The sequence below is a fragment of the Dyella subtropica genome (genome assembly GCF_026283965.1).
GTDB lineage: Bacteria > Pseudomonadota > Gammaproteobacteria > Xanthomonadales > Rhodanobacteraceae > Dyella_D > Dyella_D subtropica.
This window is the reverse complement of record NZ_JAPDPD010000035.1, coordinates 1-23,191: the sequence shown is the minus strand read 5'-3', so window position 1 is coordinate 23,191 and position 23,191 is coordinate 1. Positions and strand designations below refer to the sequence as shown.

Below are 23,191 nucleotides of genomic sequence, written 5' to 3'. Positions count from 1 at the left end.
TTTGTATGCTGTCGCTAGCAGATCGGGGGATATCCGCATGGGTGACAAGCTCGCTACTACCGTGTTTTGGCTAATCGCCGGCTCGCTCACCATCTTTGGGCTGGTCGCTCTTGTCGGATTACCGTTTCGAAGTCTGGAACTCTGGCAGGTCGCAGTCGGTGCGGTGAGTGCAATCGTCCTGATGTTCGGCCTTCGTCAGTGCGCCCAGATCCTGCGCGGAAAGCGGCGCGTGGGGAGCTGACCCGGTTATCTGCGTTCGACCCAAAGCAGGTCCCCACCAATACGGAACCGTAGTCGAGGAGCTTGAGTAGTGACGCCAGAAGAATTAGTCGAGGCGATGGCGGAGAGAAATGCGGTCCTTGCCAAGAGACCCAAGCCGCCAGTCCAGCCACCAGACAGTAGGCCGCTAGGTTTGGTTATCTGTGCAGTTGGGTTGATGGGCATCGGATACAGCGCCCTCACCATCATCAGCGCCTTAGATCACGATCCTCATATCTACTTTTCTTGGAAGTCGCTGCTCATCTCCATGCCAGCTTTCCTTATTGGGCTCCGCTGGGCAGTTCTTGGCAGAGCCGCCCCGGAAGCTCTCGATACGTCCTACCGGCTCTCGCAAGGCGCAAAAATCTATTACGTAGCGTGCGTACTAACGGCGCCAATCAGCGCGTACGCATATCTGCATGTTTTGAAGGCGCTGGGCTACCAGTAGCGAGCGGAACAGGGTCAGGTTCACTATCTTGCGATGGGTAAGTGAACCTGACCCTGTTCGTATGATTCACCACCCAATGTCTTTCGCGATATCGATGGCTGACGGGCAAGAATGACGCGGCGTTTTTTAGGTTGGGGGCATGGCCCGCGATTGCTGAGAGAACTTCAGGAAACACCATGGACATAAGATCGACAAACGAAGCAGAGATTAGCCCGCTGGCAACGCTTTGGTACGAAGGGTGGCAGGATGCTCATGCGCGAATTTTGCCTGCGGAGCTTGCCCGACTTCGCACACTGGAGAGCTTTACACAAAGACTTCATGCGGCGCTTGCGCAGGTTCGAGTCGCAGGACCGGTTGGGAAGCCCTCCGGATTTTGCATCGTAAAAAACGACGAGCTCTATCAGCTCTATGTCTCGGCCGATGCGCGCGGCTCTGGAACGGCAGCAGCGCTGATAGCCGACGCCGAGGCAACACTTGCCGCCAATGGCGCTGGAACGGGCTGGCTCGCGTGCGCTATTGGCAACGAACGCGCCATCAGGTTTTATGAGAAACATGGATGGCAACGAGCGGGCGTCATGACCAGTCAATTGGACACGCCGGAAGGGCAATACCCACTAGATGTCTGGCGCTACGAGAAACACTTGCGTTAACGCCTGAGTCGAGGGAGATGCGGCCTTGCGACAGTGGCCGCTGGCATGGCGTCTTGAGTGCTCTTCGTCCCACCCTGCGCGGAAAAGGGTCAGGTTCATTTCTTGCGGTGGGTAAGTGAACCTGGCCCCGTTCGTACGGACCACACATAGATCCGGGTCGATCAAGTGACCACGTCAGTGTTTGGCATTTGCGGCCAAACGAACTGACGCGATGCCGGGCGCCTGCCCGGCACACGCGCTCCTATCGATGCGTACCCTGCGGTTCCGGTTGCTGAGGAGCCTGCGGCGGATGCTGCTGTGGCGCATGCGTCGGCTGCGGGCTCTGCTGCTGCGCGACCTTCTGGAACTCGGCGCTGCTTTGTTCCAGAGGCTTGGCGACGGCCTGGGCCACATCCACCTCTGCGAAACGCTTAAATGGCGAGTTCAGGTCGCCCTGTACGGCAAACGCGCGCTTTCCGTCGTCGCTCAGTACGACGTGATCGATGCGGGAAAGGCCTTCGGTGCGAGCCGCCGTCGCCAACGAGCCTGCGAAGTTGTTGGTCATAGGGTCGGAGGCACGGCCGCGTGCCGCGTCGATGGCGCGAACGTTCTGCAGCGCTTGGGTGTACATGGCGTTGCCGGGGTTGTGGCTGTCGGCCAGGCTCACCTGGGACGGGTGTGCTGCCTTCTGTATGGCCTCCAGCGTTTTCGGACCGACGATCCCGTCGGGTGTCATGTTGTGCGTGCGCTGGAACTTCTCGACGGCAGCCTTCGTTCCGGGGCCGAAGTCGCCATCCGGATGCAGAGCGCGACCGTGCGCGTCTGTGAAACCGAGTTTCGCGAGATCGGTCTGCAGTGCGCTCACCTTGTCACCGTGCGAGCCCTCGCGAAGCGGACCGTTGCCAGCTGGCGCACGCGAGCGCTCGCCCTGTCCGATGGCTTTCAGAGCGTCTTTGATGTCCTGATCGCCAACCGACTTCGACGGGTCGAAGTTCGCGTCACCGACTTTGGCTTGTGCGCGATCGAGCGCGGCGGCCGTCTCCGGATTCTTGAAGGCGTTCTTGTACTGCTCGGCGATAGCGGCGGCCTTGGGGCCATCGTAGTAAGCGTAGTTGCCCTTGATCTCGTTGGCCTTGGCAAGCACCGCGTTATAGTCGCCGCCGTCCTTCATCACCTGTTCGAACTTCTTCATCTGCGACGGCATCTGGTTCTCCGTCTTCGCCAGAATGGCGACGGTCTCCAGGCGACGATCTTCCGGAATGTTCTTTCCGTACCTGTCCAGCATATCCATCGCCGACTGGGTCGCATTCTTGATCTGTGGATAGTCCATGTTTTTATGGACCCACTTCTGGCCGTCTTCCGAGGAGGCCCATGCGTTGATGCTGTCGCGCGTGTCCTTGTCGATGAAGGTGAGCGTGGTGCGTTGGTGCTCGCCGTTGCCGTGGCTCAGCAGGTCGGTACGAAGTTGCGCCGTGTCGTGGGTGAACTTGAGGTTGTGGTCTTTGGCGTATTTCGCGGCCTGGTCGATGATGCCGTCCACATAGGTGGTTTCGCCGGGCTTCGGGGCGGCACCGTCGGTGGAGCCCAGCGCCCACGTGCCGCGCTTGCCCAGATCGACCTGGATGGTGCCAAGCGAATAGCCGCTGTCAGCCACGATCTTGTGCGCGTTTCCCCAGTTGGGGTCGGACGTACCGGCGGTGACGCCGGCGATGGACAGGTGATACGAGGACGGGCCGCCTTCGGTGCCGCGCCCCACGACAAAGTAGATGGCGCCGGCAAGCGAATTGGCGTCGTGCGTATTGAGATCAGCCATGGTCTTCCTCCGTGAAATGATGGGGTGATTACTGGTCGTTCGCGATGGACAAATACTTTTCCAGGGCGTTGGCGCGTTCGCAGAGGCCGAAAATCTCGTTCTGCGTTACCTGCAGATCGGCCACGGACGCATCGCCGTAGAGCGTGGCTTCGAAATCGCCGTTCTTGTGGTGGAAATCCAGCCAGGCGCGCTCGGCAGCGATCAGTTCGTCTTTGGCCTTGTCTTTGAGCTTGGCGAGCAGCGCCTTGTACGCGGTGTTCAGCCGGGTGTCCTGCGTCTGCTTTTCGGCGGACAGGCATGCACCGGTAGCGACGGTGTCGGAGCCGGCCTTGTCGATACAGGCATAGAACGTGGTTGTGATGCCCCGAGGTGCCTGGTGCTTGATGACCTGGCTCGTGCTCTCGGCCGCAATGGCCCCGGCTCCGTAGCCGAGAAGGGCGAAGGTGATGGCGAGCGTCTTGACGATGTTCATGATGCAACTCCTGTATGTACGTTCCTTGCGATTGCCGTGAGCGTCAGGCCAGTGGCCTTGGCAGGGTTGGGCAGCGCGGGGACCCCTTGGCCGGAAAGGTGCGGCGAGGGGCCAACATATTGGATCGCATCTGGCCGCTCAAGTGACTGAACGGCTTCACTCTTTTCCATAAGGTGTAGATGCCGGTCATCGTTCGGAGTCTGGAGTCGTTCAAGTTCTCCACCTGCCAATAAGCGGGTGCACGCGCCCTCTCTTCATAAGGTGTGGGGCGCCCTTGGCTCGGAAGATGGCCGCTCACGGCCTAAGGCGGCCATGATCAGATGCCGGAAAGACATCGCGCGTGCGATCCAGGCGCTTCAGTGTCCCACGCGCGGACAACTCGGGCGGCTGGGCCCCGACACCACCGCTACGACATCGGATAACGCAGGGAAGCGCACGTTGGCGGTGACGGTGTGGCACGAAGCGTTGGGCCGAAACGTGAGGCTGTCCCAGCGATCGCACGGTATCGGAACCATCTCCATCATCGATGGCATCGGTGAAGCGCTGAGCGTGGTGGTGACTTGGTCGCGGTATGGCTCGATGCTGGAGTCGAATGCAGGGCCGATCATGTCGTATGAGGTTTCGCCGAAAGTGCCGCGCTTAGACCCGATACGGATGGCACCGGTTGTTGGTGGCCAAGCCATCGGGCCGTCGATCTCCAGACGAAGTGACGGATGAAATGGCGAATTGGATTCATGCTTCCCCATGGTGCTTAACGCGTACGCGTGTCCCGCGGCAAAGCCGCCCTCGGGCTCGATCCGATAAACGCCGCCGATTTCCGACATGCCAGGTGCGTCACCGATGCGCACGCGCAATCGCCTCCCGGTGGCCAAATCGACCAATCGGAATTGCCTGGCTAGGGGGCGATGAGGGACGCCATTCCGGGCATCGGTATACAAGGGGCCGAGCGCGTTAGCGGGAAGGTGGATAACGGCCGTCGCGGCGGGCACCTCTGGTCCCCGGGCTACGTAGAAGCCGTGGGGAACGTAAAAGACTGGACTGCATGCGTTCGCATCCATGAGCGTGATCCATGCCGCGATCCACGCGCCGAATATGGCGAAGCGCTTTCTTTCGTTTGCCTGCACTGCATCTCCCCCGCTTGCGTTGTCGATGAAGTATTCAACGTAGGGGGATGGCTTTGGGGTTAATGGCTGCTACGCCGTAGTGATAGGAATGGGGCGTCGGCGCTTGCCACCTCAAGTTCAACCTACAAGTGCCCGCCATGCCTGGCGCAAACCTAGCTTCAAGTGGCCCAATGCGCGCCGCATAAATGGCCCTTCCGGCCCGGCCTGATTGAGTGCACCTTCTCGGCGAATCTCCAGACGAAGGCATTCGAATGATCGCTTCTTCTTCGAAGTCGCGCCGCCACGCGCGAATGGGTGTGCTCGCAAGTGTCGGCATCGCGTGCTTGCTCGCCATGACAGTCCACGCCACGCCCGCCGGCGAGGTCCCTGCGAAACCCGCGGTCGCAGCCTACGATCACGTCCACGACTTCGACCTGTTCTTTGGTACCTGGCATTCGCGGCAACGCCGTTTGAAGGAGCGACTCGCGGGCAGTAAAGAATGGATCGAGTTCGAAGGCACTCAGGTTGTCCGGCCATTGCTCGATGGCCACGGCAATATGACCGAGAACCGCTTCACCATGCCGGACGGTACGACCCGTCACGGCGTCACGCTGCGCGCCTTCGATCCCAAATCGCAGCGATGGTCGATCTGGTGGCTCGATGGAAACGACCCAACCAAGATCGACATCCCCGTGGTGGGCGCGTTCGAAAACGGCGTCGGCACCTTTTATTCGGATGACACCTTTAATGGAAAGCCGATCAAGGTGCGCTTCAAGTGGTTGAACATCACCCCCACCACGCTGCAGTGGGAGCAAGCGTACTCGCCCGATGGCGGCAAGACGTGGGAGACCAATTGGATCGCCTACTTCACCAAGACGGGTTGAGTCACGGCCACCTTGCCTAACTTCCCTTTCCCCTATCCCCCAGGCGAAACCATGCAGACCGACAATCCTGATCGCCGCCGCATCATGCAATGGTCGCTCGCGGCCATTCCCGCCCTGATGGCGCTGGGCCATGCCGATGGGGTCTTCGCCGAGGGCGTTGCGAAACCGACGGCCGGCGGCACGGGCCCGGAACACGACTTCGACTTCTTCCTTGGCCGCTGGCACGTCAAGCATCGCCGGCTGAAGGAGCGGCTGACCGGCAACCATGAATGGGAAGAGTTTGACGGCACCAGCACATGCCAATCGCTGCTCGGCGGCATCGTCAACCTCAATGAGAGCGTGGTGAACCGCTCGGGTGGCACCTATCGTGGTATGGGTCTTCGCGCCTACGACGCCAAGACCAACCGCTGGGCGGACTGGTATCTCGACGGACGCAATCCCACAACGATCGATGCACCCGGCATGGGCCAGTTCGTCAACGGGGTCGGCACCTTCCTCTCAGACGACACCTTCGATAACAAACCGATCAAGGTGCGTGGCCTGTTTACGCCCATCACGCCCACGACCTGCCAATGGGAACAGGCTTTTTCTCCCGATGGCGGCAAGACGTGGGAGACCAACTGGGTGATGCACTACACGCGGATGGCGTAAGCCCATTGGCGTGAAGCGCCAATGACGCATCCGGATGGTTTGGTGCATGACCCGACTTGATTAGCGCTGAATCTCAGCTGGCGCGGTTTTCTCCTCCCCTGTCCCACGGGACTAGCTTTGCGTCGCAAGCAAGGGAGGGAGCAAACAGCTCGCAAGCTGAGATTCGACACTAGTCAGTTGACCCGATATCAGCGTGAGGACGAAACATGATGGCGCGCAGGAACATCGCTCTGATATGCGCACTCTGCGCTGCAGGTTTGACGTTCTGCCCTAGTTGCGTAGACGCACAGACCAGCGCTGGCGAAGTGGCCCCTCTCAAACCCTCCCAACCCAGCGCTGCTGCCAAGAGCGGCGATGGCCAGCACGATTTCGACTTCGAAATCGGCACGTGGAAAACGCATCTGAAGCGGCTCCTCCATCCCTTGACCAGCTCACATGAATGGGCCACCTATGAAGGCACCACCGTCGTCCGCAAGGTTTGGGATGGCCGCGCCAATCTGGTGGAACTCGAGGCCGACGGCCCAGCCGGGCATCTCGAACTGCTATCCCTGCGTCTGTACAACCCACAAGCCCGCCAATGGAGCCTCAACGGTGCCAGCAGCAAAGGTGGCAGCTTGAGCGTACCCACCATCGGTGAGTTCAAGAACGGGCGCGGCGAATTCATCGACCAGGAAACCTTCAACGACCGAACCATTCTGGTTCGATTCGTCATCTCGGAGATCACACCGGACTCGTGCCACTTCGAACAGGCGTTCTCTGACGATGGCGGCAAGACCTGGGAAGTGAATTGGGTCGCGACGGATACGCGGGTTAAGGGGAGTGAAGGCAGTTAAGTCCGGCTCGCCCAGCGGAACGCACACATACGCCCCAGCCTCGCTATGCCGCCGGAACAAAGTCCTTCGGCACGTTGGCATCGATCCAGTGGGTGATGAATACCTCAAGCGTCACCCGCGGTGGAACCTCGATACCGGCACTGCGCACGAACGCAGCGGCAGCCTTGATGTACGACTGCTTCGACAGACTAGAGGCTTGTCGAGCGGCGGCCTGCTGCTGCCGCAGCTGGACAATATGGGGTGATGGCTGGCCTGGCTTGGCGAACTTCTGGTAGCGCCGCAGCTCGTCGGCCACCAGCGCCGTGTCGAATGCCGCCTGCAGTGTTGCCTTTTTGGCCCTTAGCAGCTGGATCAGGCAATCACCGGCTTTCGTGAGCTCCCCGGCCCCCTTCGAATCCAAAAGCATGGGGGCAAGCAGCGGGGCAGCGGTGCGCCCGCGGCCAAGGGAGTAGCGCCGCCAAGAAGCTCCAGATGACTCAGGAAGCCCGCTTGGGGAAAGGTCATCTTCGTTGACATGGGGAACCTGATGCGGGGGAGGGCAGGGACGATACGCCTTGCTTTGGCCGCGCGTCGACATGGAGTACTCAAGGCGCCATGCCGCCGCCTCAAGGCGGCCATAAACACATGAGAGACTTGTCGTTAATCTGAGGGGAGATTGTATGACAAGCATGTCTGTGGGCTACCGCGTCCGCGGTGGCAGGGTTGGCCTTGGTTTGTGCCTGCTGGTTTGTCTTCTCAGCGCGTGCGGTCGCCACGACAATGGCAAGCCCGCGCTGCAGGGCGCGCCGGCATCGAGCAGTTCCACCGCGCATACGGCTGCTACACAGGCGTTCTCGCTGCTGACGGCCAATTCGCAGACAAGCGATTCGCGGAGCGCGATCGCCTTGCATTTCAGCGCGCCGCTGGCCTCGGCTCAATCATTCGACCAGCAGATTGCCGTGACCGGACCGGAAGGTGAAACGGTCAATGGCAGCTGGAACCTGCAGGAGGATGGCAAGACGCTGGTCTTCCCGTTCGTGTCTGCCAATCAGCACTACGCCGTACTTCTGCATGCCGGCTTGCTGGCTGCGGACGGTCACACGCTGGGCGGCGAAATCAAGCGAGACGTTTACTCCGGGAACCTGCCGGCGGCGGTAGGTTTTGCGTCGATGGGCAGCGTGCTGCCAGCCCGCGGCTCGCGTGGATTGCCGTTGGTGTCGATGAATGTGCATGACGCCGACATCGAGTTTTTCCGCGTGCGCGACGATGTGCTCTCGGACTTGTTCTGCGCCTATCCCACCAACAAGCACCGGGCCAACTACGAACTCGAACACGAGATCAACCGGTGGGATCGGTGTGAACACGGCGATCGCGAGAAGCGCCCGCTCACCGATATGGGCGAATCCGTCTATGCCAACCACTACACGCTGGGTGGAGGGGACAACGAACGCGCCATCACCTATATCCCCGTGCAGGATGTGCCGCAGCTCGCGCAGCCCGGCGTCTACATGGCGGTGTTGAAGAAGGGCGGCACCTTCGCTGGCGGCTATGACTCGGCGATCTTCTTTGTCAGTGACCTGGGCCTGCATCTGCGCGTGTATCGCGACAACGCCCTGCTGCATGTCGCTTCGCTGCACGATGGCTCACCGGTCAGTGGCGTGGAGGTAGAGGTCGACGACGCGAGCGGCAAAGCAAAGTTGAAGGCCACCACTGATGGCGATGGCAACGCGTTGATCGCCTACAAGGTGGAGCCGTCAGACGTGTTGATCGCACGGCACGGCAAGGACGTGTCGGTGCTACCGTTCAATCGACCCGCGCTGGATATTTCCAACTTCGACATCACGGGCCGTCGCCAGGCGCCTTTCGAAGTGTTTGCATGGTCGGGACGCGACTTGTATCGACCCGGCGAAACGTTGCGCGCTTCGGCGCTATTGCGCGACTACGATGGCAAGCCGATGAAGGCGCAGCCGCTGTTCGTGCGGCTGAAACAGCCGGATGGACGCAACCTGGTCGACACGCGACTGGAACCCCGCGACCTCAATTATTTCGAACTCAATCAGCTGATTCCCGGCGATGCGCCCACGGGTTTGTGGCAGCTCGAATTTCGCCTGGACCCCAGCAGCAAGGACGCGGTGCAGGCCTTTCCCTTTCATGTCGAGGAATTCCTTCCGGAGCGGCTGAAGGTGGACTTGTCGAGCCCGCAGGCACGGCTCGTCCCGGACGAACCGCTCAAGCTCAACGTGACCTCCAGCTACCTCTATGGCGCACCCGCCGATGGCAATCGCTTTACAGCCAAGCTGTTGGTGAAGCCGGAGGTGCATCCGCTGCCCTCGCTGCCCGATACCTTCTTCGGCAATCCACTGGTCGATCTGCCCAAGCGTGCCGACGACGTCGTCGATACCAAGCTCGATGAAAAAGGTCATCTGGAGCAGGAGGTCGCCCTTCCCGATGACGTGAAGCCGGTGGCTCCGTTGACCGTCACGCTCTCGGGCAGCGTGTACGAGACCGGCGGTCGCTCGGTGACACGCTTGTTGAACAAGGTCTATTGGCCGGCGCCCGCGCTGGTCGGCGTGCGTCCGCTGTTCGATCCCAAGCAAGGTGCGCAAAGCGAAGGGCGTGCGGCGTTCGAGATCCTCCGCGCCAACCTGGACGGCAAGCTGGTGGCGGGCTCGCACCTCAAGGTGCGGATGCAGCGCGAGATCCGTAATTTCTATTGGTTGTACGAGCATGGCGACGAATGGAAATCCAACGCCAATGTGGATCTGCAGCTGATCGAAGAGAAAGACATCGACGTGGGCGCGGGTCAGCGCGTACACGTCGATTTTCCGGTCGAATGGGGCGGTTATCGTCTGGAGGTGTACGACCCCGAGTCCAAGCTGACCACGGTCTATCCGTTCTTCGCCGGCTACAGCTGGGAAGACGAGAACATGGGCAAGGAAGCGCGCCCGGACAAGGTGAAGCTGGCGTTGGACAAAGCACGCTACCGTGCCGGCGATACCATGAAGGTCACGGTCACCCCGCCTCACGATGGCGCCGGCGTGCTGTTGGTCGAATCCGACCACCTGCTGTACACGCGCACTATCGAGGCGAAGGCGGGCGCCACGTTCGAGATCCCCGTCACCCAGGAGTGGGAGCGCCACGACGTGCATGTCGTCGCCTTGGTGTTCCGCGGTGGCGATGCCACCGAGAAAACCACGCCGGCACGCGCCATGGGTATCGAGCACGTGACGATGGATCGCAACGACCGGCGCATGCCGCTCAAGCTCAACGCACCGGCGATGATGCGGCCAGGTCATCCGCTCGACGTCACCGTGCAGGCCGATGGCCTCTCCGGCCAGCACGCCTACGTCACGCTCTCGGCGGTGGACAAAGGGGTGCTCAACATCACCAACTATCCCGTGCCGGATGCGTGGACATGGATGTTCTCCAAGCGCGCCTTGAGCGTTGAAGCCTACGATCTCTACAGCCGCATCATCGAAGCGATGGATGGTGCCAAGGCAAAGCTCCGCTACGGCGGCGACTTGAGCGGCAAGGCGCTGCCGCATGCGGCGCGCCTGAATCCGAAAGTGCAGATTGTCGATCTGTTCGCCGGCCCGGTCGCGTTCGATGCGCACGGCAAGGCGACCCTGCATGTCGACGTGCCGGACTTCAACGGCAGCCTGCGACTGGCCGCGCTGGCCTACACCGATCAGCGCTTTGGCAACGCCGAAGGCAACATCACGGTGCGCGCACCGTTGGTGGTCGAGCCCAGCACGCCGCGCGTGATGGCCGCTGGCGACAAGGCGCAGATCAGCCTGGATCTCAAAAACCTGTCGGGCAAGGATGGCGTGGCCAAGGTCAGCGTGAAGGCCGACGGCCTGATCAAGGTCGACAATGCCACCCGCAGCGTGCCGCTGAAGGATGGCAGCAGTACGACACTGATCATGCCGGTCACGGCGGGTGCCGGTGTCGCTGTCGCCAAACTCGACATCCATGCGGAGCTCAACGACTACCAAGTCGACCGGCATTTCGAATTTGCCGTGCGCAACGCATGGCCGGAAGAGGTCAAGACCGTGCCGATGGCCATGGAAGACGGCAAGCCGGCCCGCCTGGATGGGTCGCTGATGACCGGGCTGGTTCCGGCAACGGTTCGAACTCAACTCACGCTGAGTACGCTGCCGCCGCTGCCCTACAGCACCGCACTGCGCACACTCCTGTCGTATCCCTACGGCTGCATCGAGCAGACCACCAGCAAGGGTTACGCCGCGCTGTACATGGATGAGAAAACGGCGAAGACGCTGGGTCTGCCAGGATTGGGCGATGCATCGCGGCAGGCCGCGGTGGAGAGTGCGCTTGCGCGCATTGCTTCCTTCCAGGCCAGCAACGGGCACTTCAGCTTCTGGGGTGGCACCAGCCCCATCGAAACCTTTATGACACCCTACGTCGTCGACTTCATGCTCGACGCGCGTGACGCCGGTTTCGCGGTGCCCCAGGACGTACTGCAGAAGTCGCTGCAACGGCTCAACGACGACTTGCTGGCCGGCGGCCATCCCTATCACAGCTATGAGCAGCACGATCACCTGCGCATCGCCGACGAAGCCTATTCCGGCTTCGTACTGGCACGCGTGAACCGCGCACCGCTGGGTACCCTGCGGGCGATCTTCGACAACGATCGGCAAAAGCTGGTTGGCCCACTGCCGCTGGTGCACCTGGGCGTCGCACTGAAGCTGATGGGCGATAACGAGCGCGCGCAGAAGGCGATCGCCGAAGCGTTCGCCTGGACCAAGGAGCGCCCCTGGTATATGGGCGACTACGGCTCGGATCTACGCGACTTTGGCGTCATGGTGGCGCTCACCCACACCTACGGCCTGAACAAGCCGGAATACGACGCCAAGCTGATCGACTGGGCACGTAACGCCACGGCCAACGTACGCGCCATGCAGGAGAAGATCCCCTACTACCACTGGTCATGGTCCTATCTCAGCACGCAGGAGCAAGTGGCCATCGCTCGCGTAGCCCACGCGTTCGACGCCGCCAACAATGCACCGCTGGCCGCAACGCTGAGCATCGGCGGCAAGACGGAGCAGGTGCCGGCCGACAAGTTCATCTGGACACGTGAGTTCACGCCGGCCGAGGTAGCCGGCGGCATCACCGTGCAGCCGGGTAGCAAAGCGGCTGTATTCGCGACGCTGGATGTCGCTGGCATTCCGCAGAAAGCGCCGGCTGCCGATGCGAGTCAGATCGATGTTCGGCGCAGCTACTTCACCACCGATGGCAAGCCGTGGGAGGGTGACAAGCTCCTCGAAGGCGACACCCTGATCGTCGAGCTGACCATCGAGGCCCGCATGAACATGCCCGATGCGCTGGTCACGGACCTGTTGCCCGGTGGGCTCGAAGTGGAGAACCTCAACCTCGGTGGCGCGCAGCAATGGGAGGGTGTCGTGATCGACGGCATCGGTCTCGACCAGCACACTGGCGCTGCCGAGATCGTGCACGAGGAATACCGTGATGACCGCTACGCCGCCGCGTTGAAGTTGCAGCGGGGCAGGGCCGCGCACGTGTTCTACCTGGTGCGTGCCGTGACGCCAGGTACGTATGTCGTGCCGCCGCCGCTGGTAGAAGACATGTACCGGCCGGCGGTTCGCGGGATCGGTGCCGTCCCGACGGCGAAGCTGACGGTGAGCGAGCCGTGACTCAGGCCGCGTCACACGGGAACCCTCCGTGCGGCCCTGATTAGCGTCGAATCTCAGCAGACGCGGTTTTCTCCTCCCCTTGCTTGCAGGGGGAGGCCGGGAGGGGGTGAGCACTTGAGAAAGCCCCACCCGAAACGCTTTCTCAAGGGCTTACCCCTCCCCAGCCCTCCCCTGTCCCACGGGACTAGCTTTGCGTCGCAAGCAAGGGAGGGAGCAAACAGCTCGCAAGCTGAGATTCGACGCTAATCAGGCCGTGTGGCGTGATAAGTAGTGAAGTGACATGACTCCTGATCCATCCCACCCATCGCCCGTCAAAAGCCACTCGCCATCCACACGTGCACGCCGATGGCTGCGCGCGTTGCTGATCGGTCTATGCGCATGGCTTCTCATGGCGTTCGCGCTCGATCGCCTATTTCCACTGCAGCTACCGGGGCCGGATACCGGCAGCACCGTGGTGCTGGCACGCGATGGCACGCCATTGCGCGCGTTCGCCGACAGCGATGGCGTATGGCGCTATCCGACCACGGCGCAACAGGTATCACCGCTCTACCTCAAGGCACTGCTGACTTACGAGGATCGCTGGTTCTACCGCCATCCCGGCATCAATCCCTATGCGCTGCTACGCGGCGTCGCGGGCGGATTGCGCCATGGGCACATCGTCTCCGGTGGTTCCACCTTGACGATGCAGGTGGCGCGCATCATCACACCGATCCCGCATACCTTCGGCGGCAAGCTCGTGCAGATGTTCCGCGCGTTGCAACTCGAAGCGCATCTGAGCAAGGCGCAGATCCTCGACCTTTACCTCAACCATGCACCGTTCGGCGGCCCGATCCAGGGTGTCGAGGCGGCGTCATGGGCCTATCTCGGCAAACCCGCCAGCCAACTCTCGCACGCCGAAGCGGCGCTGCTTGCCGTGCTGCCGCAATCGCCCAGCCTGCTCCGGCCTGATCGTCACGCCGAAGCCGCACGGCGCGCGCGTGACAAAGTCTTGCAGCGCATGCGCGATCAGGGCCTATGGAGCGCGGCCGATATTCGCGATGCCGAAGTCGAACCCGTCGTTGCGCGCTCCTTGCGCGCACCGCTGGATGCCGCCTTGCTGGCGGAGCGCCTGCATCAGCAACAACCACAAGCGCGTCGCATCGTCACCACCATCGATGCCAACCTGCAACGCGCGATGGAAGATCGCGTCAGCGACTATCTATCCCGCCTGCCACCGCGCACGTCTGCCGCTGTGCTGGTGGTCGACAATGCCACGCTCGAAGCGCGCGTCTATGTCGGCACCGCCGAATTCGCCGACCCGCACCGGCTAGGCCACGTCGACATGGTACGGGCACCGCGCTCGCCAGGTTCCACGCTAAAGCCCTTTCTCTACGGCTTGGCGCTCGACGATGGACTCATCACATCGCAGAGCTTGCTGGTCGATGCGCCGCAGGATTTCGGTGGCTACCGACCTGGCAATTTCGATGAAACATTCAACGGGCCGGTCAGCGTCGCCGAGGCGCTGCAGCGCTCACTCAACGTACCCGCGGTGGATGTGCTCGATCGCGTAGGGCCCAAACGCTTTGTCGCGCGATTGGCCAACGGCGGTATCGATCTCGGGCTACCCGATGGCGCGCAACCGAATCTCTCGATCATTCTTGGCGGCGCCGCCACGCGACTGGAAAGCCTGGTGGGCGCCTATACCGCCTTTGCCAACGGCGGTATCGCCGGTACCCCGCGCTACACGCCGCAACAGCTACTGCAACAACGACGCCTGCTTTCACCGGGTGCGGCATGGATCATCCGCGACATCATGGCGAACAACCCGGCCGACGTCGAAGGCGCGCCGCTCGATGGCACGATCAACGCCCACGCCGCCGTCGCCTGGAAGACCGGCACCAGCTACGGCTACCGTGACGCATGGGCGATCGGCGTCACCGATGACTGGACGTTCGGCGTGTGGATAGGTCGCCCCGACGGCACGCCGTCGCCGGGGCAATACGGAGCAGTAACCGCGCTACCACTGATGTTCGACGTTGCCCGCATGCTGCCGGTGACGCACGATCACCCCCACATGGCACAACCCGGCAGCGTGCGCGCCGTGGATGTTTGCTGGCCCCTCGGCGGCACGGCCGCAAGCACGCCGGCCCCTCTGTGCCGCCAAAAGCGCACGGCGTGGAGCCTGGATGCCGCCTTGCCACCGACCTTTGCCGAGCGTGACCTGACGGCGTGGACTGGCGGCCTGCTGACGCTACGCGTGGATCAGCTGGGCCGGCGCCTGAGTGCCACCTGTCACGGCAAGAGCGAACACACGATCGAACTGGCGCGTTGGCCAGCGCTCGCGGCGCCTTGGTTGCGTGCGGATGACGCCGCCGCATCCGCATTGCCGCCGTTGATGCCTGGCTGTCCGGCCGATTCGCTGGATGTCGCCAACCCCATCCGCATCGCCGGCATCAGCAGCGGCGCCACCTTGCGTCAGGCACCGAACAGCAAACAACCGTTACACATCACCTTGCAGGCACTGGGCACGACTGACGAAGTGCAATGGCTGCTCGACGGACGCCTGCAAGGCAGCAGTGTGGGCAGCGCCGGCATGCTCATCGCGCTGCCGCAACCGGGCGAACACCAGATCACCGCGTTGTCACGCAACGGCGCTTATGCGCATATCGCCGTTACAGTCGAGAAGCCGCGGGGATAAGCTTCGGAGGAAAGAGTTGTGGCGAATGATGGGGAGGGTATGAGTCGTCTGTTCGAAATTGCGTTTGACCCCCCGCCTAGAGGAAGCCGCCGATCGGCAGACTCCGTCTACGCGCAATTGCGCGCCGCCATCCTTGATGGTCGGTTGGTTCCCGATGCCAAACTTCCGGGTGAGCGTCAGTCGGCTGTGTTTTTTGGTGTATCGAGAAACACGGTTGCTCGGGTTTATGCAAGGCTGGCGATCGAGGGGTTGGTACGGTCCCAGCGAGGGTCGGGAACGTATGTGGCACCGAAGCAAAGTCGTCCGACGCGCGAACGCTTCCCGACACGGCAAACGCCCGATCCACGTCTGAATTCGCTGTGGTTGCAGCCAGAGCTCGCCCGGACACTTAGCTTCTGGCACGACGGTCAGCCTACAAGGGCGCCAAGCACGGCCGCATTCCTGGATTTTCGGCCCGCGTTGGTCGATCCACGATTGTTCCCCTTTGAAGTATTTCGTCGGGTCAGTGCCAAACAGCTCCGGCGCATGGAATTGAAGCCTCCCGCCTTCAAGAGTCCGCAGGGCAATCAAGGTCATTTCCCGCTGAGGGCAGCTATCGCGACGCACATCGGCATCTCGCGCGCGGTCGTGTGCGAGCCCGACGATGTGCTGGTGACCGCCGGTGCACAGCAGGCTTTCGATATGCTCGCCCGTGTACTGGTAACCCCTGGGGTTACAACGGTCGCCATGGAAGATCCAGGCTACCCACCGATGCGCGCGGCATTTCTCGCTGCCGGCGCCAAGGTCGTGCCAGTACCGGTCGACGCGCAAGGGTTGGTGGTCGACGCGTTGCCGGACTCCGTGCGGATCGTCTGCGTATGTCCTTCGCACCAATTTCCGCTCGGCGTATCCATGTCCGCGCAGCGGCGGGCAGCACTGCTCGACTTTGCTCGCAAGCATGGGGCAGTCATCGTTGAAGACGATTACGACGGAGAGTTTCGTTACGACGGCACGCCACTGCAGGCGCTGCGATCCAAGGCGACCGCGGATGACGTGTTCTACGTAGGCACCTTCTCCAAGTGCATGCTCCCCGCACTGCGGCTGGGATTCGTCGTGGCACCGCAGTGGGCCATGCCGGCGCTGACTACGGCGAAGAACTGTCTCGATTGGCATTGCCCGACTTTGACGCAAATGGCGGTTGCCCGTTTCATCGCGGATGGGCATCTGGCGCGGCACGTGCGAAGGCTGCGTGACGTATATAAGAAGCGACGAGATCTCATAGGGGAGATCCTCCAGTCGGACTTCTCAGGAGAGCTGGCACCGATGCAGTCGCATTACGGAATGCATGTGGCGGCGTTTTCGACGGCACCCAAGCGCCTCGAAAGAGTCACCGCAAAATTGCTGGAGTCAAACGTGCATTTGCATTCGTTCGAGCGCTATTTTTTCGATGCACCCACATCGGAAGGCCTGGTTTTCGGTTACGGGGCCGTTGACCTCAAGGATATAGAGCAGGGACTAAAGGCGTTACGGCGCGTGCTCTAGTCGTGTGCGGCGAGCGTGTTTTGGTTGTCATTCCGGCGCAGGCCGGAATCCAGTAGAAGTGCCGTGCGAAGCACTCAAAAGCACTTTCTGTGTGCTTCGCACGGCTTATTGGAACTGGATTCCGGCCTGCGCCGGAATGACGACTCAAAACGAAGGGATACCTCAGCATCAGAAGCCGACCAACTTCGCATCCGGCCAAGTGGCCCACCCTAAATTTCTCCGAGTGGCCCCTCTGGCGCTGCAAGGTTTCCCTAAAGTCTCATCCCGGGCTTACATATACGGAGAGCGCGATGATGTGGAGACAGCTGTTACGTGGAGTCATGATGGCCGGTGTTCTTGCATGCGCGTCTTTGAGCGCAAGGGCCGAGTCGCCTCGGGATGGCTCCCATGATTTCGACTTCGCTCGCGGGGTTTGGCATACACATGCTACGCAAGTGCTCGATCCGTTCGATGGCGGCACTCACACGGTGATCATGGACGGTACCAAGACAGCGCGGGCGATTTGGAATGGCCGCGCGTGGCTTGAGGAAATCGAGGCCGACGGACCCAATGGACATTGGGAAGGCGCCACACTCTTTGTCTATAACGCCAAGGCCGGGCAATGGAGCCAAACTTACATCGACAGCGACTCGGGGGAGGTTGAGGCCCCGACCATCGGAGGCTTCCACGACGGTAAGGGCGAGCTGTTCGGCACGACTGCTTATAAGGGCCGCACGGTTCTGGTACGCGGAGTTTGGTCTGACATCACGGCCAACGCTCATCGCTTTGAGATTGCCTACTCGCGGGACGGCGGCAAAACATGGGCAACCGCGTTCAAAGCTGACCTGACACGGCTTAAGTGATCGCGTTCGGGCGCCTGATCCGTACGAAGGGCCAGGTTCACTTATCTATCGCAAGACAGTGAACCTGACCCTGTTCCGCTCAGCGCTGCTTGATCAGGCTGTGCACCGCCAGCGGCCCGCCGAACTGTTGCAACAGACCGCCTTCTTCAAGGCGACCCAAGGTGATGGGACTGAAGCCAAGCGAGGCAGCGAGCGATGCGACCTGCTCGTTGGCATCGGCGTGGTCGCCTGAAACGAAGATCGTGCGGTTGCCCTCGCTCCGGCGCGGCTCATCCGCGAGCACCGCGGCCGGCAGCGTATTGAACGCTTTGACGACCTTGGCTCCGTTGAATTGCGCAGCCACCACCTGACTGGAGGGTCGCCCGCCAAGATCCATCGGCTTGAAGGCGGGAAACTCGATCGCGTTAGTGGCATCCACCACGATCTTGCCGGACCAGTCGCTGCGCGACTTGGCGATCTCCCCCACCGCCCCGAACGGGACGGCGAGGATGATCACTTCCGCATCCAGTGCGTCGGTGGTTTCCGTGGCGCTTACGGTGGGAGCGAAGGCTTGCACTGCATCTTCCAGTGAAGCAGGACCGCGGCGATTGGTGATGACGGCCTTGATCTTGCTGCGTGCGAACTGTTTGGCGAGGGCGCCGCCGATGGCGCCCGATCCGATGATGGCGTAGCTCATGAGATGTCTCCTGATGAACGATCGATGGGATGGATGCGTGGGATCAGCGCGACTTGTTATCGAGGCTGATCGGCCCTGCGCCATTGACGGTGAGCAGCAGGAAGGCGCCGGCGATCGACACGTTCTTCATGAACATGATCATCTGGATCTGATCGGCGAAGTGGTTGTGGAACAGGACGCCGGTCAGCAGAGTGAAGCCCGCCATCAGGAACGAAACGACGCGGGTCTTCCAGCCAAGCATGATGGCGAGCGAACCCAGTACTTCGGTGGCGATCACCAGCGGAAGCACGGCGCTGGGTACGCCGACGGAAGTCATGTAGCCAGCCGTGGCGGTATAGGCGCCGATCTTGCCCACGCCGGAAAGCAGGAACAAGCCAACGATCAGTACGCGGCCGAGCAGTTCCGTCGTGCTCTTGAGGGTGAGGCTCGACGCGGCTTGTGCGTTGTCGATCGACGATGAGTAGGTGGCGGTTTCGATGTTAGCGCTCATGATGGATTCTCTCTTTGGGATGGATGAGTGATGGGGATGGACAGATGGGGATGGACAGGTAGGACTTACTTCAGGCGGCCCACGGCACGCAGCTGGCGGCCGATACTTGCGATCTCCGCCTCGCCTTCGGCGAGAGCGCGAGCGTTGGTATGGACGGAGTACTTGCCCGTCACCAAGGGATACGGATGCTTCACGGCGGCGCCGAGTACGAAGGACACGTCGTCATGTGCAACGACGTCGATGGCCTGCTCGGCTTCTTCGAAGATGACCAGGTCGCCCGCGTTGAGGCCCTCGGGCACGGTTGTCGTGCCCTGATGCAGTGCCATCCAGGCCACGGTCTCGTTCGGGTTCGGCTGAAAGCGCCAGTGCTCGCCCGCCTTCAGGCGCACATGCAGATAGGTGATGCCGGCGGGAGAGCGGATCGGGCTGTTCGCGCCCTGGTAGTGCCCGAGCAGTACCCGCGCCGGCCCCGCGGTGGGGACCTCTTCCGGCGCGATGTTCTGGCTTTCCGGGGTACCGTTTTCCTGATCCGGCGGCAGTGTCACCCAGAGCTGGAAGAACTCCACGGGCGTGTTACCGACGACATGACCGTCGTGCCACACACCACCTGCTGCCCTCATCCACTCCAAGCCGCCAGTGGCTACTTCGCCCTGCTTGCCGGTGGTGTCTTCATAGGCCACGCGACCCGTCAGCACCGCCGTCAACGTGGCGATACCCGAATGCGGGTGGATGCCGAACAAGGGGGCGTCCGATGACGGCAGAACACCGGCATCCAGAAAGACAAAGGGCTTGATCCACTGGCCGAGATCGGAAGGGCTGACCAGGCGGGTGATGGGGCCGTGGTGATAACCGGTGGTGACTGTGCGGATCTTGCGCGGCTTGGCCAGGAGTCCGGCGGTCGGTTCGGGTTGCGATAGGAAGGAAGCAACAGCGTTCATGGGGGCGTCCTCGTCTGTGGTGGAGAAAGGCTAGGCCTTGTCCATGCATCCGAATAGCCTATATATTTCGATGCAATCCATCGCTTTGGACGATATATATGCTCGACGCCGTCACGCTGGACCAGCTCCGCACCTTCATTGCCGCGGCGGAAGAAGGCAGTTTTTCCGCCGCAGGCCGAAAGCTGCACCGCGCGCAATCGGTGGTGAGCCAGACGCTGCTGAATCTCGAAGCACAATTAGGCGTCACGCTGTTCGATCGCAGCGAGCGCTATCCCAAGCTGACGGAAGCGGGAGTGGCGCTGCTCACCGAAGCGCGTGGCGTGGCCGATCAAATGGACGGCTTCAAGGCCCGCGCTCGCTCGATGAAAGAAGGCCTGGAGCCCGAGCTTTCGGTAGCGGTCGACGTGATGTATCCCATGGATGGGCTCACGCGCGCCGCCGGCTATTGCCGCGAGTTCTTCCCCAACACGCCCTTGCGCGTCTACGTGGAGGCTCTGGGCGGCGTGATCCAACCGGTGATGGATGGCGTGTGCCGCATCGGCATCGTGGGCTCGCTGCCGGTGATACCGGATGAGCTCGCATCGGAACCGCTGATCGACCTCCCCATGGTCACCGTGGTGGCGCCGTCACACCCGCTGGCGAAGCACAAAGGCGCCATCAGCAAGAAGCTCATCGAAAAGCAGGTACAGCTGGTGCTGACCGATCGCACGCCGCTCTCCGATGGCAGAACCTTCGGCGTGCTCTCGCCACTAACCTGGCGCCTCGCCGACCTTGGTGCGAAGCACGCGTTTTTGAACGCAGGCTTGGGCTGGGGTCATATGCCGTTGCACATGGTCAAGAAGGACCTCGACGCGGGGACCCTGGTGAAGATCAAAGTCGAGGGGCTCCCGCGCGAGACGTTTCTCCCTATGCACGTGGTCTATCGCAAGGACGCGCTTCCCGGGCCGACTGGCCGCGCCTTCATCTCGCAATTGCGATTCTGACGACGTGTCGATCTATTGACGGCATCGCCATGCCCACCACGGGACGGCATAGCGGATGCAAAGATAGTGCGCCTGTCGGGAGTACCTGTATTGGGTCGCAAGCGGACCAACTGCCTTCAGCGCCCGATCGCCATGCGCTCCTCGGATGAGCGTTGAATCATGAAGTCCCGGCGGAGAAGTGCAAACTGTTGCAAGTCATAATGATTTCCGTGCCAGAACCCTGCCTCACGCATGCAGCCTTCCTGCACGAAACCGAGTTTCGAAAGAAGCCTCGTGGACGCGAGGTTTTCCGGATGAACCTGCGCTTCAACTCGGTTGAGCCCCATGTTTTCGAAGCCCCAATCCAAAATGGTAGATAGCGCTTCAAACATAAAACCCTCCCCCTGGGCGAAGGAAGCAAGTTCGTACCCAATGGCGCAACTTTTCCATGGGCGGTTCCACTTGAAGAGGCCGCACGAGCCAAGGAACCGGAGATCGGCTTTTCGTTGAATACCCCAGCGCGTTCCGGGGCTTGGGAGTTGTCGCCATCCCGCGAATGCTTCAATCAGCTTCTGCGCTTCTTCCATGGAGGTGAGCGGGTCCGAGCCAAACCAGCGCATCGCCAACTTGTCACCGTGAATGGCAAATACATCCGGCGCGTCCGACGCCACCATCTCACGCAAAAGCAGGCGTTCGGTTTCGAGGTTTGGAAAGTCGCTCATCGAATATCGGTCACTTGGATGGGAAGGCCGATATTGGACTATGGTCTTTGCCTTTCCGGAAAGAGTGCCGGAAGGTCCGCTATCGGGCCGGAAGCGGACCTTAGCGAAACTAGCGCTTGGGCTCCCAGAGCTCGACCTTGTTTCCTTCGGGATCCAAAATCCAGGCAAAGCGGCCGTTTGGGTCGCTGTCGTCACGCTTAAGAACCGTGACACCCTTGGATCGCAACCGCACGAGCAACGCATCCATATCATCCACGGCGTAGTCGATCATCAATCCACTCGTCGATGGCGCGAAGTACTTCGTAGCCGCGGGAAACGCATTCCATGCCAGCGCGGGAGGGTGCTTTGGCGCGTCATAGCGGAGAGCCGCGCCTCCCCAGACTTCCACAGGCATGCCAAGGAGATCGCGATACCACGCCGCGAGAGCCTTGGGATCCTTCGCCTTGAAAAAGATTCCGCCGACACCGGTGATGTGTCCGGCTGGAGGTGCGGACGCGGCCGTCGCCGTCGCAAAGCCGGCTATTGAAAGCACGGTTAGACATAGCAGGAAAATCGATCGCCGCTCCATCCAAATTCTCCCAGTTAGTGTGGCTTGTCCCATTCTGACCGCTGGCGTGTCTGCTTCGGGTTGGAAGCGGATGTTACCGCGCGAGTCTGCAGTCGACCTTTCGCACGACGCCATCAACCAAAGAAAGGGTCAATTCAGCAAATCCGCCGCCGACCCATCCCGGTTTGGCACTTCCCAAAAAGTAAGTCCACTGGCCGTCATTCTTAGCGCGGCCAGGCGGTGAACTGTCTTGCACGAAGTCCGGCCCACCCCAGACGGAGACAATCCGGTGCGCTGAAGCCCCAACAAGTGAGACGTTGTCGTGGGGGCAAGAAAAGCGGGAGGCCTCCCCAGGAGGAAGCGACCGGACGTATTTGAGCTTGGCGCAGACATCCAAGAGGACGTCTGGAAGGTCATGCCCATCGTAAGCAGAGCAGTCCGCCGAATTGCTTGGCTTCGGGCGTCGCGAAGTTTCCGCCTCATCCATGGCCTTGAAAAGCGCATCCAATTTTTTCTGTTGGCAGGCCTCGTCACATGGCTGCGTTGCTGCTTTGGAGGAAGGCGCCTGCGCAAAGGCTGCCGAAATCTGAAGCCCAATGACAGCGAGCAAAACAAATCCATGCAACCTGCGGAACATATTCCTCTCCCTTGTCACGCCCCGCGCTTATGTCTGCTCCGGGTCGAAAGCGGACATGAGCGGTTACGGGCGATCGATTGACGCAACCAGCAAGTCCGCCGCATACAACGACATGTGACCGCAACCGCCAAACCCGGCGTTCGGTCCATGAATTGTTCCGGTCACTACAGCCCTCTTTCCATGCCAACGCTTTAGCGCCTGCTCGTTCAGCTGGATGCTGCCAGTTCCGGCACTCAACCAGACAGACGAGCCATAACCCTCTCGGCGCTCAGAAATCGGAAAGTGATTCAGCGAGACATCTTCAAACTCGAAACTGAGTATCCCGCTGACCGCGACGACCGCGCCCGGCTCCCAAGCCAGCCGGTCAATCGCTTCGTTCACTGATATCGTCCCGTTCATGGCGGTCTCCGAGCCTGGGCTTTGTTTTTGCAAGAATG

General features: G+C 61.4%; 21 protein-coding genes. 10 read left to right on the top strand and 11 right to left on the bottom strand.

What is annotated here, in order from left to right; translation table 11 throughout:
* Nucleotides 1-241 (top strand): hypothetical protein (locus OUZ45_RS20470; RefSeq protein ID WP_266172187.1); only part of this gene is annotated, 241 nt, incomplete at its 5' end.
* A gap of 641 nt (nucleotides 242-882) precedes the next feature.
* The gene (locus tag OUZ45_RS20465; RefSeq protein ID WP_266172186.1) at nucleotides 883-1,356 is read left to right on the top strand and encodes a GNAT family N-acetyltransferase; all 474 of its coding nucleotides are present in this window, start codon (nucleotides 883-885) and stop codon (nucleotides 1,354-1,356) included.
* Between the two features lie 241 nt (nucleotides 1,357-1,597).
* Here the strand turns inward: OUZ45_RS20465 and OUZ45_RS20460 are convergent, their stop codons facing one another.
* The 3 genes from OUZ45_RS20460 to OUZ45_RS20450 all read right to left on the bottom strand — a co-directional run bounded on the left by OUZ45_RS20460 (nucleotide 1,598) and on the right by OUZ45_RS20450 (nucleotide 4,744).
* Nucleotides 1,598-3,148 carry a peptidoglycan-binding domain-containing protein gene (locus OUZ45_RS20460; RefSeq protein ID WP_266172185.1) on the bottom strand — a complete coding sequence of 517 codons (1,551 nt, stop codon included), beginning with the start codon at nucleotides 3,146-3,148 and terminating at the stop codon, nucleotides 1,598-1,600.
* Between the two features lie 28 nt (nucleotides 3,149-3,176).
* Nucleotides 3,177-3,620, bottom strand: coding sequence for a lysozyme inhibitor LprI family protein (locus OUZ45_RS20455; RefSeq protein ID WP_266172184.1), 444 nt, complete (start codon nucleotides 3,618-3,620; stop codon nucleotides 3,177-3,179).
* Between the two features lie 356 nt (nucleotides 3,621-3,976).
* Nucleotides 3,977-4,744, bottom strand: coding sequence for a hypothetical protein (locus tag OUZ45_RS20450; RefSeq protein ID WP_266172183.1), 768 nt, complete (start codon nucleotides 4,742-4,744; stop codon nucleotides 3,977-3,979).
* Nucleotides 4,745-4,995: 251 nt separating this feature from the next.
* Here OUZ45_RS20450 and OUZ45_RS20445 point away from each other — a divergent pair, with 251 nt between their 5' ends.
* The 3 genes from OUZ45_RS20445 to OUZ45_RS20435 all read left to right on the top strand — a co-directional run bounded on the left by OUZ45_RS20445 (nucleotide 4,996) and on the right by OUZ45_RS20435 (nucleotide 7,091).
* Nucleotides 4,996-5,607 carry a hypothetical protein gene (locus OUZ45_RS20445; protein WP_266172182.1) on the top strand — a complete coding sequence of 204 codons (612 nt, stop codon included), beginning with the start codon at nucleotides 4,996-4,998 and terminating at the stop codon, nucleotides 5,605-5,607.
* 51 nt (nucleotides 5,608-5,658) lie between these two features.
* The gene (locus tag OUZ45_RS20440; RefSeq protein ID WP_266172181.1) at nucleotides 5,659-6,258 is read left to right on the top strand and encodes a hypothetical protein; all 600 of its coding nucleotides are present in this window, start codon (nucleotides 5,659-5,661) and stop codon (nucleotides 6,256-6,258) included.
* Nucleotides 6,259-6,464: 206 nt separating this feature from the next.
* Nucleotides 6,465-7,091 (top strand): hypothetical protein, encoded by a 627-nt coding sequence (locus tag OUZ45_RS20435; RefSeq protein WP_266172180.1) that lies wholly within the window; start codon nucleotides 6,465-6,467, stop codon nucleotides 7,089-7,091.
* 43 nt (nucleotides 7,092-7,134) lie between these two features.
* On the opposite strand, the gene OUZ45_RS20430 is transcribed toward OUZ45_RS20435, so the two are convergent.
* Nucleotides 7,135-7,668 (bottom strand): hypothetical protein, encoded by a 534-nt coding sequence (locus OUZ45_RS20430; protein ID WP_266172179.1) that lies wholly within the window; start codon nucleotides 7,666-7,668, stop codon nucleotides 7,135-7,137.
* Between the two features lie 82 nt (nucleotides 7,669-7,750).
* On the opposite strand from OUZ45_RS20430, the gene OUZ45_RS20425 reads away from it, so the two are divergent.
* The 4 genes from OUZ45_RS20425 to OUZ45_RS20410 all read left to right on the top strand — a co-directional run bounded on the left by OUZ45_RS20425 (nucleotide 7,751) and on the right by OUZ45_RS20410 (nucleotide 17,782).
* On the top strand, nucleotides 7,751-12,742 hold the full coding sequence (locus OUZ45_RS20425; RefSeq protein WP_266172178.1) for an alpha-2-macroglobulin family protein: 4,992 nt from the start codon (nucleotides 7,751-7,753) through the stop codon (nucleotides 12,740-12,742).
* Nucleotides 12,743-13,022: 280 nt separating this feature from the next.
* Nucleotides 13,023-15,419: a penicillin-binding protein 1C gene (gene pbpC / locus OUZ45_RS20420; protein WP_266172177.1), complete on the top strand. Its 2,397-nt coding sequence runs from the start codon at nucleotides 13,023-13,025 to the stop codon at nucleotides 15,417-15,419.
* A gap of 39 nt (nucleotides 15,420-15,458) precedes the next feature.
* Nucleotides 15,459-16,940 (top strand): MocR-like pyridoxine biosynthesis transcription factor PdxR, encoded by a 1,482-nt coding sequence (gene pdxR / locus OUZ45_RS20415; protein WP_266172176.1) that lies wholly within the window; start codon nucleotides 15,459-15,461, stop codon nucleotides 16,938-16,940.
* 434 nt (nucleotides 16,941-17,374) lie between these two features.
* Complete coding sequence (locus OUZ45_RS20410; protein WP_266172175.1) at nucleotides 17,375-17,782, top strand: hypothetical protein; 408 nt, start codon at nucleotides 17,375-17,377, stop codon at nucleotides 17,780-17,782.
* Between the two features lie 79 nt (nucleotides 17,783-17,861).
* On the opposite strand, the gene OUZ45_RS20405 is transcribed toward OUZ45_RS20410, so the two are convergent.
* From OUZ45_RS20405 to OUZ45_RS20395, 3 genes are all read right to left on the bottom strand, one after another.
* On the bottom strand, nucleotides 17,862-18,542 hold the full coding sequence (locus OUZ45_RS20405; protein ID WP_425601724.1) for an NADPH-dependent F420 reductase: 681 nt from the start codon (nucleotides 18,540-18,542) through the stop codon (nucleotides 17,862-17,864).
* Entirely contained in the window at nucleotides 18,502-18,948 is a 447-nt protein-coding gene (locus tag OUZ45_RS20400) for a DoxX family protein (RefSeq protein WP_266172173.1), read from the bottom strand. The genes OUZ45_RS20405 and OUZ45_RS20400 overlap by 41 nt, the downstream gene beginning before the upstream one ends.
* Before the next feature lie 65 nt (nucleotides 18,949-19,013).
* On the bottom strand, nucleotides 19,014-19,886 hold the full coding sequence (locus tag OUZ45_RS20395; protein WP_266172172.1) for a pirin family protein: 873 nt from the start codon (nucleotides 19,884-19,886) through the stop codon (nucleotides 19,014-19,016).
* Nucleotides 19,887-19,984: 98 nt separating this feature from the next.
* Here OUZ45_RS20395 and OUZ45_RS20390 point away from each other — a divergent pair, with 98 nt between their 5' ends.
* Nucleotides 19,985-20,869, top strand: coding sequence for a LysR family transcriptional regulator (locus OUZ45_RS20390; protein ID WP_266172171.1), 885 nt, complete (start codon nucleotides 19,985-19,987; stop codon nucleotides 20,867-20,869).
* A gap of 116 nt (nucleotides 20,870-20,985) precedes the next feature.
* Here OUZ45_RS20390 and OUZ45_RS20385 read toward each other — a convergent pair whose 3' ends face one another.
* The 4 genes from OUZ45_RS20385 to OUZ45_RS20370 form a co-directional block, all read right to left on the bottom strand.
* Complete coding sequence (locus tag OUZ45_RS20385) at nucleotides 20,986-21,570, bottom strand: GNAT family N-acetyltransferase (protein WP_266172170.1); 585 nt, start codon at nucleotides 21,568-21,570, stop codon at nucleotides 20,986-20,988.
* Nucleotides 21,571-21,679: 109 nt separating this feature from the next.
* Nucleotides 21,680-22,138: a VOC family protein gene (locus OUZ45_RS20380; protein WP_266172169.1), complete on the bottom strand. Its 459-nt coding sequence runs from the start codon at nucleotides 22,136-22,138 to the stop codon at nucleotides 21,680-21,682.
* Between the two features lie 73 nt (nucleotides 22,139-22,211).
* Nucleotides 22,212-22,754: a hypothetical protein gene (locus OUZ45_RS20375; protein WP_266172168.1), complete on the bottom strand. Its 543-nt coding sequence runs from the start codon at nucleotides 22,752-22,754 to the stop codon at nucleotides 22,212-22,214.
* A gap of 63 nt (nucleotides 22,755-22,817) precedes the next feature.
* Nucleotides 22,818-23,191, bottom strand: a 374-nt coding sequence (locus OUZ45_RS20370; protein ID WP_266172167.1) for a hypothetical protein, incomplete at its 5' end; no start/stop codon positions are given.